Source organism: Pseudomonas sp. Hz4, from assembly GCF_054898165.1.
This window is the reverse complement of record NZ_CM142719.1, coordinates 1,656,314-1,670,144: the sequence shown is the minus strand read 5'-3', so window position 1 is coordinate 1,670,144 and position 13,831 is coordinate 1,656,314. Positions and strand designations below refer to the sequence as shown.

Below are 13,831 nucleotides of genomic sequence, written 5' to 3'. Positions count from 1 at the left end.
GCTGGACTGCGCAGCGGTCCTTCTTTTGGGGCCGCTTCGCGCCCCATCGGGAGCAAGCTCCCTCGCCACAGGGTCGGTGTCAATCCACCGACCGAGGCAACTGCAACGTCACCCGCAACCCGCCCTCACGCAAATTCTGCAGGCTGACCTCACCCCCATGGCTATGCGCAATATTTCGCGCAATCCCCAACCCCAACCCATAACCCTGCTGCTGCCCGGCCAGGCGAAAGTGCGGTTCGAACACCTGTTCCATCCGCTGTTCCGGCACGCCTGGCCCCTCATCGTCCACATGCAGGATGAACGCACTCTGGTCGTCATCAATGTGCAAATGCGCTTTCTGCCCATACTTCAAGGCATTGTCGATCAGGTTGCCGATGCAACGTTTGAGCGCCAAAGGCTTACCGGGATACGCCGCCAGCGCACGCCCCTGCTGAGTGACGCGACCATTGCCGTTGGGCGCCAGGTACGGCTCAACCAGACAGTCGAGCACATGGTTGAGGTCCACCGGCTCAATGTTTTCGTGGATGTCAGTGTCTTTCACGCATTGCAGCGCGCCTTTGACCAGCAGCTCCAGCTCATCCAGATCGCGACCGAACTTGGCTTGCAGTTTTTCGTCTTCGAGCAATTCAACCCGCAGCCGCAACCGGGTAATCGGCGTGCGCAAGTCATGGGAAATCGCACTGAACAACTGGCTGCGCTCGGTCAGGTAGCGGCTGATGCGTTCGCGCATGGCGTTGAAGGCGCGGCCAACCTCGACCACTTCACTGCCGCCTCCCTCGGCCACTGGCTCGACTTCCGCGCCGAGGGACATGTCCCGTGCCGCCCGCGCCAAACGCTTGAGCGGCCGGCTCTGCCAGTGCACCAGCAGACCGATGAACAACAGCAAGAAGCCGCTGGTGAGCACGATGAACCAGACTTGCTGCGCCGGCAGGCCTTGTTCTTCAAGACTGGTGTAGGGCTCGGGCAACAGCGAGGCGATGTACAGCCACTCGCCCGGTGCCATCTGGATTTGCGTGACCAATACCGGTGGGTTCACCGGTTCCAGGGTCAGCGCGTAATGCGCCCAGGAGCGCGGCAATTCATCGAGTTTCAGGCCGCCGTTGAAGATCCGCAGGTCATCGGGGCTGACGAACGTCACCGAGATATCCGTGTCATGGCCCAGTGACTGACGCAGCACTTCGTCCACCGCTTTGAGCACCGCTTCCTTGCGCGGGGTGATCGGCAGCACTTCCATGCCCAAGGGTTTGTCGTTGAGCGTCACCACGAAACGGGTGCCGCCCATGCTGCGCAACTGGTCGAGCACCAATGGCCGAAACGCTACCGGCAAAGAACGGAAGTAACTGACGCTGGCCGTCATCGAATGAGCGAGGCTACGGGCGCTGGTGACCAGGCCTTCAAGCTGGGTGGCGCGCAGTTGCGAAACCCAGATCACGCTCGACAACGTCTGGGCGAACAACACCGCCAACAGCGTCAGCAACAGCATCCGCCCAAGCAGCGAGCGCGGCATGGGAATTCGTGCGGCGATTTTGCGGAAAAACTCAGTGGCCATCGCTGGCAACCACATTGGCGGCCAGTTGGTAGCCGCTGCCGCGCACGGTACGGATCAGTCGCGGCGGTTTTTCGGTGTCGCGCAGGCGCTGGCGCAGACGGCTGACCGCCATGTCGACGATGCGATCCAGCGGCATCAAATCGCGGCCACGGGTGGCGTTGCCGATGGTGTCGCGGTCGAGAATTTCCTGGGGGTGATCAAGAAACAGTTTCAGCAGCGCGAAATCGGCGCCGGAGAGAATCACTTCTTCGCCGTCGATGTGGAACAGTCGATGACTGACCATGTCCAGGCGCCAGTCATCGAAGGCCAATACTTCACCGCCTGAACGCTCCTGACCGAACTGTGCGCGGCGCAACAAGGCTTTGATGCGCGCCTGCAATTCGCGCGGGCTAAACGGTTTGCCGAGGTAGTCGTCCGCCCCCAATTCCAGACCGATGACGCGGTCGGCCTCGTCGGAACTGGCCGTGAGCATGATGATCGGTACCTGCGCCTGACGCGGGTGCTGGCGAATCCAGCGGCAGAGGCTGAAGCCGTCTTCATCCGGGAGCATCACATCGAGAATCACCAGATCGCTCGGTGCCTCGTTCATCGCCTGACGAAAGCCTGCACCGTCGGGCGTGGTGCGAACCTGGAAACCGGCGCGGGTCAGGTAGGTGTCCAGCAACTCGCGTATCTCTTGATCGTCATCGACCAACAAAATCGACTTGTTGACTGAGCTCACAGGAAGGCGTCCTTGTTGTTTGAATTGGGCGGATTATGCCTGATGAACTGATCGTTCCCACGCTCTGCGTGGGGACGATCGTTACAGTGACTGATCGAGTGCCACACCCGCGCCAACAAGGCCGGAATACGGCGCTGTCACCAGCCACACCGGGATGCCTTTGAAGTAATCGCTCATGCAGCCCTTGTCGGCAAAGCACCGGGCAAAGCCGCTTTCGATGAAGAAATCGGCAAACCGCGGAATCACCCCACCCACGATGTACACGCCACCGCGTCCGCCCGTGGTCAGCACGTTGTTGCCGGCCACACGACCCAGCCAGCAGCAGAACTGCTCAAGCACTTCCAGGGCAATCGGATCGCCGGCCAGACCGGCAGCGGTAATCGACTCGGGGGAATCCAGCACGGGTTCATGACCGTCCACCGCACAAATCGCCCGGTAAACCCGAGGCAAACCGCTGCCGCTCAACGCCGTTTCAGCACTGACATGGCCGATCTCATTGAAGATGTGCTGCCACAACTGAGTTTCACGTGGGCTGCTCAACGGCAAATCGACATGACCACCCTCCCCCGGCAATGCGGCGAAACGACCTTCGCCCAGATCCAGCAACGTGCCAACGCCCAGGCCCGTGCCGGGACCGATCACCACCGCCGGCCGCAACGGCTCCGGCGTCCCTTCGCAGACCACCCGAAACTCGTCCGGCTGCAAACGGGTCATGCCCAGCGCCATGGCCGAGAAGTCGTTGACCAGCAACAATTGATCCACTTGCAAGGTCCTGCAGAAACCCTTGCGGCTGAGTCGCCAGTGATTGTTGGTGAACTTGAACTCATCGCCACTCACCGGTCCGGCCACCGACAGGCACACCGAACCGATCGAACCCGGCGCCAGGCCAAGCCCGCTCAGGTAGAGGGCAATGGCCTCTTCCGGGCTGGCGTGAGCGGCCGTCGCCAGCACCTGGATCGATTCCAGCTGCTGGTTTTTCCACAACGCGAAACGTGCGTTGGTCCCACCGATGTCACCGACCAACGCCAGTTTCAATTAAGCGTCTCCAGGGCAGAAGTAAAGGCGCTGGCGCCTTGCTCCGCCGAGCTGAAGGCCATGCGCATGAAACCAAACAGCTCGCGACCGCTGCCGATGTTATTGCCCAACAGGCCCTTGGCAGGTTCGCGCGCCGCGAATTCTTCGGCGTCCACCTTAAGCTCCAGAGTGCCTTTGACGCCATCGACGCGGATGATATCGCCCTCTTGGACTCGCGCCAAAGCGCCGCCCACATACGCTTCGGGGCTGACGTGAATCGCCGCCGGGATTTTCCCCGACGCGCCGGACATGCGCCCGTCCGTCACCAGCGCCACTTTGAAGCCGCGATCCTGCAGCACGCCGAGGAACGGCGTCATCTTGTGCAGCTCCGGCATGCCGTTGGAGCGCGGGCCCTGGAAGCGCATCACGGCGACAAAATCCTTTTCCAACAAACCGGCCTTGAACGCATCGGCAAGATCCTGCTGATCCTGGAACACCATGGCCGGTGCTTCGACGATCTGGTTTTCCAGCGCCACGGCGGAAACTTTCATCACACCGCGACCGAGGTTGCCTTCCATGACCCGCAAACCGCCCTCTGGCGAGAAGGCGCGAGCGACCGGACGCAAGATGGTTTCGTCGAGGCTGTCGATCGGGCCTTCGCGCCAGACCAGTTCGCCATTTTCGAGGAACGGTTCCATGGTGTAGCGGCTCAGGCCATGGCCCAGAACCGTGTTGACGTTTTCGTGGAGCAAGCCGGCTTCCAGCAGTTCGCGGATCAGGAACGACATACCGCCCGCGGCCTGGAAGTGGTTGATGTCGGCTTTGCCGTTCGGGTAGACGTGGCTCAGGGTCGGCACCACCTCGGAGAGGTCGGCCATGTCCTGCCAGGTCAATTGAATGCCCGCCGCCATGGCGATGGCCGGCATGTGCAGCGTGTGGTTGGTCGAGCCGCCAGTGGCGTGCAGGGCCACGATGGAGTTGACCAGCGAACGTTCGTCGACGATTTCGCCGATCGGCATGAAGTCGCCGCTCTGCTTGGTCAGACGGGTGACCTGATGCGCCGCTTCGCGGGTCAGGGCATCGCGCAACGGCGTGTTCGGGTTGACGAAAGAGGCGCCCGGCAAGTGCAGCCCCATGACTTCCATCAGCAACTGGTTGGTGTTGGCGGTGCCGTAAAAAGTGCAGGTACCCGGGCTGTGGTAGGACTTCATCTCCGATTCCAGCAGCTCTTCGCGGCTGGCCTTGCCCTCGGCGTAGCGCTGGCGAACGTCGGCTTTCTGCTTGTTGGAAATGCCCGAGACCATCGGCCCGCCCGGCACGAAGATCGTCGGCAAGTGACCGAAGCGCAGCGCGCCCATCATCAGGCCCGGCACGATCTTGTCGCAGATGCCGAGCATCAGCGCACCGTCGAACATGTTGTGGGACAGCGCCACGGCGGTGGACAGCGCAATGACTTCGCGGCTCGGCAGGCTCAGTTCCATGCCCGGCTCGCCTTGGGTCACGCCATCGCACATGGCCGGGGTACCACCGGCGAACTGGCCGACAGAGCCGATTTCACGCAGGGCTTTTTTGATCTGTTCAGGAAAGACTTCGTACGGCTGATGCGCCGAGAGCATGTCGTTATAGGACGAAACAATCGCGATGTTCGCGGAGTTCATCATTCGCAGACTGTTCTTGTCGTCGGTGCCGCACCCGGCTACGCCGTGGGCGAAGTTGGCGCACTGCAGCTTGCCACGCATAGGACCGTCGCTGGCAGCACCACGAATCAGTGCAAGGTAAGCCTCACGCGTGGCGCGGCTGCGGGCGATAAGCCGTTCGGTGACCTCAAGGACGCGGGGATGCATGTGTAGAACTCCAGGCTAACGGATGTGGCGACCTGATTGTCTATGTTGAGCAAGAGCCGTTGTTGATGGGATGACAGACGGTTTTCTTGTTCGGTCGGACCAGTTGATTCAGGTCACTCGTTGTAGATTGAACAAAATATTGCCATTAAAAAGGCTTGTTTTCTATTTTTATGCGAATAATCTTGTAATTCCAACAACAAATCGACGGCGGCCCTGTTAAATGACTCTTCGAATCGCAATCAATGGTTTTGGCCGAATTGGCCGTAACGTCCTACGCGCACTGTATACCCAAGGTTATCGTCAGGATCTGCAGATCGTTGCCATCAATGACTTGGGCGACAGCTCGATCAACGCTCATCTGCTCAAGTACGACACTGTTCACGGCACATTCGACGCCGATATTCAGCATGATCTGGAAAGCCTGACCGTCAACGGCGACCGTATTTCTGTCAGCGCCATTCGTAACCCGGCCGAACTGCCCTGGGCCGCGGAAAAAATTGATGTCGTGTTCGAATGCACCGGTTTGTTCACCGACCGAGCCAAAGCCGCCGCGCATATTACGGCCGGCGCACGCAAAGTGATCATCTCGGCCCCGGCCAAAGGTGCCGACGCCACCGTGGTGTATGGCGTTAACCACGACATTCTGCGCCAATCGCATCAGATTATTTCCAACGCATCGTGCACCACCAACTGCCTGGCGCCGGTGGCCCAGGTGCTGCACCGCGAGCTGGGCATCGAAAGCGGTTTGATGACCACTATCCACGCCTACACCAACGACCAGAACCTGACCGACGTCTACCACACCGACCCGTACCGCGCCCGTTCGGCCACCCAGAACATGATCCCGAGCAAGACCGGCGCCGCTGAAGCGGTCGGTTTGGTGTTGCCGGAGCTGGCGGGCAAACTGACCGGCATGGCGGTGCGTGTTCCAGTGATCAATGTGTCGCTGGTGGACCTGACCGTGCAGCTTAAGCGCGAAGCGTCGGCCGATGAAGTGAATGCGCTGCTGAGAGAAGCCAGCCAGCACTCGAAGATTCTCGGTTACAACACCCTGCCGCTGGTCTCCAGCGACTTCAACCACAACCCGCTGTCGTCGATCTTCGACGCCAACCACACCAAGTCCAGCGGCAAGCTACTCAAGGTGCTGGCCTGGTACGACAACGAATGGGGCTTCTCCAACCGCATGCTCGATAACTGCCTGGCGCTGTGCAACGCTGAATAACCCGCCGTGAAAAAGCAGGAGCAGCAACCGATGATCGGTATCAGCTTTACGCAAAAGACCATGGCAGCGCGCAAGCGTATTGCCTTGGTCGCCCATGACCACTGCAAGGTGTTTTTGCTGGACTGGGCCGAGCAGCAGAAAGACAGGCTCGCACAGCATGAACTGGTCGCCACCGGCACCACCGGGTTGTTGTTGCAACAACGCCTGGATTTGCCTGTGGAGAGCATGATCAGCGGCCCATTGGGCGGCGACCAGCAACTCGGTGCGCGAATCGCCGAGCAGCGGGTCGACATGCTGGTGTTCTTCTGGGACCCGTTCGAACCACAGCCGCACGACCCGGACATCAAGGCCTTATTGCGAGTCGCGGCGGTCTGGAACATTCCGGTTGCGTGCAACGAATGCAGCGCCGACTACCTGCTCAGCAGCCCGTTGATGGAGCAGGCGCACGAACATCGGATCCCCGATTACGCGACCTATCTGCTGGGTCGCGCCTAAAGCTTCACCGTGGTGCTGGAACAGGCTTACGCCAGCATCCCGGAACTGGACTGGCTAAATGCGCCCTTCTGTGGGCGCTTGCTCCTGCAGGATGACTCGCCGATCGAGCCTCATGCCTCACCCCGCCGCGCGGCCGGAATCGCTGCCGACAATCTCCTGAATTTCTGTCCCTTTCAGGGCATTTTCCTGCGCAAACGGTCACCTATTACCGTTCGTCTGATTTGCGCTCATGCAACCTCCGCCTCCGCCGATGAGCATGGCATGGCGCTGAATGGACTTGGCGAACCGGGTCGATCCCGACTCACAGCCAACACCTCATTCATTCGCGAGTTCGTCCTATGTTCGACTCTGTCTCCATCCGCCTGAAAATCGTCCTGCTGTCCGGTCTGTGCCTGCTTGGCGTGGTCGTCTTGATCGTCGGCATGAACATCTACCAGACCGATCAGAACGATGAACTGGTCAGCGCCTCCAGCAGCAAGATGCTCACCGCCAGTGTGCAGAACCTGCTCCAGGCCAAGGCCGCCGAGCAAGCGGTGCAGGTGCAGAAAACCTTTGGCGAAAGCCTGCTGGTGGTGACCGCCCTGGCCGATCAGATCACGGACTTGCGCAACATGGCGAGCAAGCGCTCCCTTGAAGCTGGCGCCCTGCGTGAAGAGTTGAACCAGAGCCTGAAAACCGCCTTCGAGCGCAACAGCAAAGTGCTGGGGATCTGGCTGGCGTTCGAACCCAACGGGTTGGACGGCAAGGACAGCGAGTTCGCCAACGATGCGGCTCGCCAGTCCAACGAAACCGGTCGTTTCGCCAGCTACTGGAGCCGTGCCGGCGGTGCCGGGATCAACACGATCATGGTCGAAGACGACATGACCAAAACCACCTTGAGCGTCAGCGGTACGCCCTACAACAGCTGGTACACCTGCCCTCGCGACAGCAAGCGTACCTGCCTGCTCGACCCCTATGCCGATACCGTCGGCGGCAAGGAAATGCTGATGACCAGCATTTCCGTACCGCTGTTGGTGGATGGCAAATCCATCGGCGTGGTCGGTGTGGACATTGCCCTCGACGCGCTGCAAGCGGCGACTGTCGACTCCCAGCGTGATCTGTTCAACAGCGCGGGGCACATGCTGATCGTCTCCGGCAGCGGCGTGCTCGCCGGTTACAGTGTCGACGCGAGCAAGGTCGGCAAAAGCATCGGTGACACCCTGGGCGCAGACGGCAAGGACGTCCTGCAACTGCTCAGCGGTGGCACGCCGAAGATCCTCGAACAGGGCGACCTGATTCGCGCGGTGTACCCGGTCAGTCCGATTGCCGAGTCCAAAGCCTGGGGCGTGGTGATCGACCTGCCGAAACAAGTGCTGCTGGCCGACTCGGTAAAGTTGCAAGCCGTACTCGATGACGCCCAGCAAAGCGGCATCCTCAAAGCGGTGTTGGTGGCGGTGATTGCCGGCCTGGTCGGACTGTTGCTGATCTGGCTCACGGCTTCCGGCGTGACCCGGCCGATCAACAGCGTGGCCGAGATGCTCAAGGCGATTGCCAGCGGCGACGGTGACCTGACTCAACGCCTGCACTACAGCAAGAAAGACGAACTGGGCGAACTGGTCAGCTGGTTCAACCGTTTCCTCGACAAGCTGCAACCGACTATCGCGCAGATCAAACTAAGCATCACTGATGCGCGTGGCACCGCCGACCAGTCTTCGGAAATCGCCCGCCAGACCAGCGAAGGCATGCAGGTGCAGTTCCGCGAAATCGACCAGGTGGCCACCGCGTCCAACGAGATGAGCGCCACCGCCCACGACGTCGCCAACAGTGCGTCGAACGCGGCCAACGCGGCTAAAGGCGCGGATCAATCGGCTCGCGATGGCATGTCGATCATCGAGCGCAGCACCCGCGACATCAACCTGCTGGCCGACGAAGTCAGCAAAGCAGTGACCGAAGTCGAAGCGCTGGCGGTCAACAGCGAGCAGATCGGCTCGGTGCTCGAAGTGATCCGCAGCATCGCCGAACAAACCAACCTGCTGGCCCTCAACGCGGCGATTGAAGCAGCCCGTGCCGGCGAAAGCGGTCGCGGCTTTGCGGTGGTGGCCGATGAAGTGCGCAACCTGGCCAAACGCACCCAGGATTCAGTGGAAGAAATTCGCATCGTCATCGAACGCATCCAGACCGGCACCCGCGGCGTGGTTGCCACCATGCATTCGAGCCAGAACCAGGCCCACAGCAACGCCGGGCAGATCCAGCAAGCGGTGCAGGCCTTGAGCAAAATCAGCGACGCAGTGACGGTCATCAGCGACATGAACCTGCAAATCGCCAGCGCCGCCGAACAGCAAAGCGCCGTGGCCGAAGAGGTCAATCGCAACGTCTCGGCGATCCGCACCGTCACCGAAACCCTGACCGGGCAGGCTACCGAGTCAGCACAGATCAGCAGCCAGCTTAACGCGTTGACCAATCACCAAATGAAGTTGATGGATCAGTTCCGGGTGTAATGATCGTTCCCGCGCTCTGCGTGGGAATGCAGCCAGGGACGCTCTGCGTCCCCAAAGCGGACGCGGAGCGTTGGGTGAGGCATTACCACGCGGGGCGTGGGAACGATCTATCAACTATGATCGAGCTCTCGTTCCGGAGGGCCTTCGATGACTGATTTACTCACGTCCATTCAAGCCGCACTCAGCTTGCCTCATACCCAGTTCAAGCTCACCTCGAGCGGCGCCCTGCCCTCGGCGTTTGCCGTCACCGACCTGGCGTGCGCCAGCATTGCCGCTGCCGGCCAGGCTGTCAGCGAATGGCTCCAGCAACACACCGGTCGCTTACCCACCCTTGAGGTCGACCGCCGCCTGGCCTCCTTCTGGTTCGCCACTTCGATCCGCCCGGTAGGCTGGAGCATCCCGCCGCTCTGGGACCCGGTCGCCGGTGACTACGCCACAAAGGATGGCTGGATCCGCCTGCACACCAACGCGCCCCACCACCACGCCGCTGCCGAAAAAGTGCTCGGCGCCTGTGCCGACCGTGCAGCGATGGCGAGCAAGGTTGCTCAATGGGCCAAAAGTGATCTGGAGCAGGCCGTGGTCGATGCCGGTGGCTGCGCCGCCGAGATGCGTAGCTGGGCGCAATGGCAGGCGCATCCCCAAGGCCAGGCCGTGAACGCCGAGCCGCTGATTCAGTTTGCTGACAACAGCCGCCAGAACGCGAAACCATGGCAAGGCTCGGTGGCGCAACCGCTGGCCGGGATCAAGGTACTGGATTTAACCCGAGTGCTCGCCGGCCCGATTGCCAGCCGCTTTCTGGCAGGCCTTGGCGCCGCCGTTTTGCGTATCGACCCACCGACCTGGAATGAACCGGGCGTGGTGCCGGAAGTCACCCTGGGCAAACGTTGCGCGCGCTTGGATCTGCACGACAAGGCTGATCGCGCGGTGTTCGAAAGCCTGCTCAAGGACGCCGACATTCTGCTCCACGGCTACCGCGCCGATGCGCTGGAGCGCTTGGGTTACGGCGTTGTCGAACGCCAGAAACTCGCGCCTGGCCTGATCGACGTCTGCCTGAACGCCTACGGCTGGAGCGGTCCATGGCAGAGCCGTCGCGGCTTCGACAGCCTGGTGCAGATGAGCAGCGGGATTGCCGAAGCCGGCAGGCGATGGAAGAACGCGGACACGCCGACGCCGTTGCCGGTGCAGGCGCTTGATCATGCGACCGGGTATTTGATGGCGGCTGCGGCGATCACGTTGCTGGGGCGTGGGGGATCGGCCCGGTTGTCGCTGGCGCGGACTGCGAAGTTGTTGATTGAACGGGGTGCCGGAACGGAAGAACCGTTGCGGGCGGAAGATGTAAATGATCAAGGGATGCTGGTCGAGCAGACGCCCTGGGGACCGGCGCATCGGCTTCATGTGCCACTGAAAATCACCGGGACTCCGTTGCAGTGGGCACTTCCTGCTGGGGAATTGGGTTCCTATCGCGCACAGTGGTGGTGACTTTTCGGACGCCTTCGCGGGCTTGCCCGCGTAGAGGCCCGAATAGTCAGCAAAAATATCGGATCAGCTCAGTCTGGCCGACTCAATGAAGTCCAAAGCAGCTGCGCCGCATACCCTCGATAAGGCCGCCATGCCTCAGCCCGCACCAACAACTCCCGAGCCGTCACCCGCTCACCTTCGACCACCGCCAGCGCATTGATCAACCCCACATCCCCACTGGGAAACGCATCCATTTCCCGCAACTGCCTTAACGCAATGTACTGCGCCGTCCAGTCACCGATCCCGTGCAGCGCCAGCAACCGCGACACATTGCCTTCCCGGCCCGGCTCAAACAGCAAAGGATCATCGAGCAATGCCTGAGCGACCCCCGACAATGTCCGGCCACGGCTTTTCGGCAGGCCCAGCGTCGCCAAATCCGCTTTAGCCAAAACAAATGCCTCGGGGAACACATGAGTGACTCCGGGCACATCAAGCGCTAAAGGCAGCCCATAGTGCGCCACCATTTTCCCCGCCAATTTGATCGCCGCGCTCACCCTAATCTGCTGACCCAGCACCGCACGAATCGCCAGTTCCAGACCGTCCCACGCCCCCGGAACGCGCAACCCCGGCCGCTCGGCAATCAATCGCGCCATCAACGGATCAGTGGTCAGCTGCCGATGGATCGTCAACAAATCCGCATCCAGATTAAACATCCGCCGCAGCCGCGAAACAATCTCCAGCACCGCCGCCGGATCAGGAAAATCCAGCATCACGTCCAACGCATGACCCGCCCCGGGCCTGATCGAAAACGCACCCTGGACGCCGTTCAACCCGATGCTGCGCGAATACACGCCATCGACCACTGTCTCCATCCCGGCCACCGACCGCGCCGACAAAAACCCCAGCATCGCCGGCCAGTCAAAGGGCGGCTGGTACTCCAGCAACAACCTCACAGCGACAGCAATCCGCTGTACACGCCGTAGGCCGTCAGACCTTCGTGTTTGGCCTTGGTGAACAGAACCACCCCCGGTGCATACAGCAACGCTCGGGCGGCCATGTTCTGCGGCAAAGAAAAGATCCCGCCACCAATCATCAACCCCACTACCAGAGCGATCAGCGCGCTCAGTCGAAGTTTTTGCGTCGGTTGCGACATCCCGCGTCTCCTTTTTTCCTGCACTGAACCTGTGGCGAGGGATAACTTTAACTAAATAGTCAAACGGTAATAACGTTAATTGATTAATGACCATTGGCGTCATTCTATTTATAGCCAGTGCTTCTATCACTCACGTTATCAATAGCAGTTTTATGTGTTACACCTAACAATTCAACGCTCAACTACGCGCAAATGAGAAAATTTGCAAAACTGCAGAAACGAACTAGCTTCAAAAACTCCAAGCGATATCCGTTATATCTGTTCGATCTGAACGAGGCCTCTGGATAGGGCTTTTCCAGCAATACCGTTATGCGCAGTAAACGTTCATAAGTCTTTCATTAACAACGGAATGTACCCATGCATTGATCTATGTCAGCTGAGTGAATAACTAACAGAATTATTCTGTTGTCTCTCTTCTCCTGCATTGGAGTCATGCAATGTCTGAATCCCCCGAAAAACTGAAACTCGGCGCACTGGTTGCCTTGGTTGTCGGCTCAATGATTGGTGGCGGGATCTTTTCTTTGCCCCAGAACATGGCCGCGAGTGCCGACGTCGGCGCCGTGCTGATCGGTTGGGCCATCACCGCCGTCGGCATGCTGACACTGGCCTTCGTCTTCCAGACCCTGGCCAATCGAAAGCCTGATCTGGACGGTGGTGTTTACGCCTATGCCAAAGCCGGTTTCGGTGACTACATGGGTTTCTCGTCCGCCTGGGGTTACTGGATCAGTGCCTGGTTGGGCAACGTGGGGTACTTCGTTCTGCTGTTCAGCACCCTCGGTTATTTCTTCCCGATTTTTGGCGAGGGCAATACCGTTGCCGCCGTGATCGGCGCCTCGGTGTTGCTCTGGGCCGTGCACTTTCTGGTGCTGCGCGGGATCAAGGAAGCGGCGTTCATCAACTTGGTGACCACCGTCGCCAAAATCGTGCCGCTGCTGTTGTTCGTTCTTATCGCTGTTTTCGCGTTCAAACTGGACATCTTTACCGCCGACATCTGGGGCGTGAAGACCCCGGACCTGGGCAGCGTGATGAACCAGGTGCGCAACATGATGCTGGTCACCGTCTGGGTGTTCATCGGCATCGAAGGTGCGAGCATTTTTTCGGCCCGGGCGGAAAAACGCAGCGACGTCGGTAAAGCCACCGTGATCGGCTTCATCACCGTGCTGCTGTTCCTGGTGCTGGTGAACGTGCTGTCGTTGGGCATCATGACTCAACCGGAATTGGCCAGACTGCAGAACCCGTCGATGGCCGCGGTGCTCGAACACGTAGTCGGTCATTGGGGCGCAGTGCTGATCAGCGTTGGCCTGATCATTTCCCTGCTCGGTGCGTTGCTGTCGTGGGTGTTGCTGTGTGCGGAGATCATGTTCGCCGCCGCCAAGGACCACACCATGCCGGCCTTCCTGCGCAAGGAAAACGCCAACCATGTACCGGTCAACGCCCTGTGGCTGACCAACGCGATGGTGCAGCTGTTCCTGATCATCACGCTGTTTTCGGCCAGCACTTACCTGTCGCTGATCTACCTCGCCACCTCGATGATTCTGGTGCCCTACCTGTGGTCGGCGGCGTATGCACTGCTGCTGGCGGTACGCGGCGAGAGCTATGAAAACGCTGCCGCCGAGCGCAGCAAGGACCTGTTCATCGGCGCCGTCGCGTTGATCTACGCGGTCTGGCTGATCTATGCCGGCGGGGTCAAATACCTGCTGCTTTCGGCCCTGCTCTATGCCCCCGGCGCGATCCTGTTCGCCAAGGCCAAGCTTGAAGTCAACAAACCGGTTTTCACCAACGTCGAGAAGCTGATTTTCGCCGCAGTCGTCGCGGGCGCCCTGGTGGCGGCTTACGGGCTGTATGACGGCTTCCTGACTCTGTAACACCCGACTTATTTGTCATCTGGAGGATCTCTG

9 protein-coding genes and 3 pseudogenes are annotated in these 13,831 nt (G+C 60.3%); 6 read left to right on the top strand and 6 right to left on the bottom strand.

Features of this window, described 5'->3' with window-relative positions; translation table 11 throughout:
• Nucleotides 1–79: 79 nt before the first annotated feature.
• The 4 genes from ACYZTR_RS07390 to edd all read right to left on the bottom strand — a co-directional run bounded on the left by ACYZTR_RS07390 (nt 80) and on the right by edd (nt 5,128).
• The gene (locus tag ACYZTR_RS07390; protein ID WP_461977665.1) at nt 80–1,549 is read right to left on the bottom strand and encodes an ATP-binding protein; all 1,470 of its coding nucleotides are present in this window, start codon (nt 1,547–1,549) and stop codon (nt 80–82) included.
• Entirely contained in the window at nt 1,539–2,270 is a 732-nt protein-coding gene (locus ACYZTR_RS07385; protein ID WP_461977663.1) for a response regulator, read from the bottom strand. The genes ACYZTR_RS07390 and ACYZTR_RS07385 overlap by 11 nt, the downstream gene beginning before the upstream one ends.
• 81 nt (nt 2,271–2,351) lie before the next feature.
• Nucleotides 2,352–3,305 carry a glucokinase gene (locus ACYZTR_RS07380; protein ID WP_461977661.1) on the bottom strand — a complete coding sequence of 318 codons (954 nt, stop codon included), beginning with the start codon at nt 3,303–3,305 and terminating at the stop codon, nt 2,352–2,354.
• Nucleotides 3,302–5,128 carry a phosphogluconate dehydratase gene (gene edd / locus ACYZTR_RS07375; RefSeq protein WP_282377286.1) on the bottom strand — a complete coding sequence of 609 codons (1,827 nt, stop codon included), beginning with the start codon at nt 5,126–5,128 and terminating at the stop codon, nt 3,302–3,304. The genes ACYZTR_RS07380 and edd overlap by 4 nt, the downstream gene beginning before the upstream one ends.
• A 220-nt stretch (nt 5,129–5,348) precedes the next feature.
• On the opposite strand from edd, the gene gap reads away from it, so the two are divergent.
• From gap to ACYZTR_RS07350, 5 genes and pseudogenes are all read left to right on the top strand, one after another.
• Nucleotides 5,349–6,350, top strand: coding sequence for a type I glyceraldehyde-3-phosphate dehydrogenase (gene gap, locus ACYZTR_RS07370; protein WP_461977659.1), 1,002 nt, complete (start codon nt 5,349–5,351; stop codon nt 6,348–6,350).
• Between the two features lie 30 nt (nt 6,351–6,380).
• Entirely contained in the window at nt 6,381–6,845 is a 465-nt protein-coding gene (locus tag ACYZTR_RS07365; RefSeq protein WP_461977657.1) for a methylglyoxal synthase, read from the top strand.
• Between the two features lie 338 nt (nt 6,846–7,183).
• A pseudogene (locus tag ACYZTR_RS07360) lies at nt 7,184–8,464 on the top strand (methyl-accepting chemotaxis protein); the annotation flags it as partial.
• A gap of 333 nt (nt 8,465–8,797) precedes the next feature.
• A pseudogene (locus ACYZTR_RS07355) lies at nt 8,798–9,322 on the top strand (methyl-accepting chemotaxis protein); the annotation flags it as partial.
• A gap of 147 nt (nt 9,323–9,469) precedes the next feature.
• On the top strand, nt 9,470–10,801 hold the full coding sequence (locus ACYZTR_RS07350) for a CoA transferase (protein WP_461977655.1): 1,332 nt from the start codon (nt 9,470–9,472) through the stop codon (nt 10,799–10,801).
• 68 nt (nt 10,802–10,869) lie between these two features.
• On the opposite strand, the gene ACYZTR_RS07345 is transcribed toward ACYZTR_RS07350, so the two are convergent.
• Together ACYZTR_RS07345 and ACYZTR_RS07340 are read right to left on the bottom strand one after the other, a co-directional pair.
• Complete coding sequence (locus ACYZTR_RS07345; protein ID WP_461977653.1) at nt 10,870–11,733, bottom strand: DNA-3-methyladenine glycosylase family protein; 864 nt, start codon at nt 11,731–11,733, stop codon at nt 10,870–10,872.
• A gap of 89 nt (nt 11,734–11,822) precedes the next feature.
• Nucleotides 11,823–11,933, bottom strand: a pseudogene (locus tag ACYZTR_RS07340) (hypothetical protein); the annotation flags it as partial.
• Between the two features lie 437 nt (nt 11,934–12,370).
• Between ACYZTR_RS07340 and arcD the strand changes: the two are divergent.
• Nucleotides 12,371–13,798, top strand: a complete 1,428-nt coding sequence (gene arcD / locus ACYZTR_RS07335) for an arginine-ornithine antiporter (protein ID WP_461977651.1) — start codon at nt 12,371–12,373, stop codon at nt 13,796–13,798.
• Nucleotides 13,799–13,831: the final 33 nt, after the last annotated feature.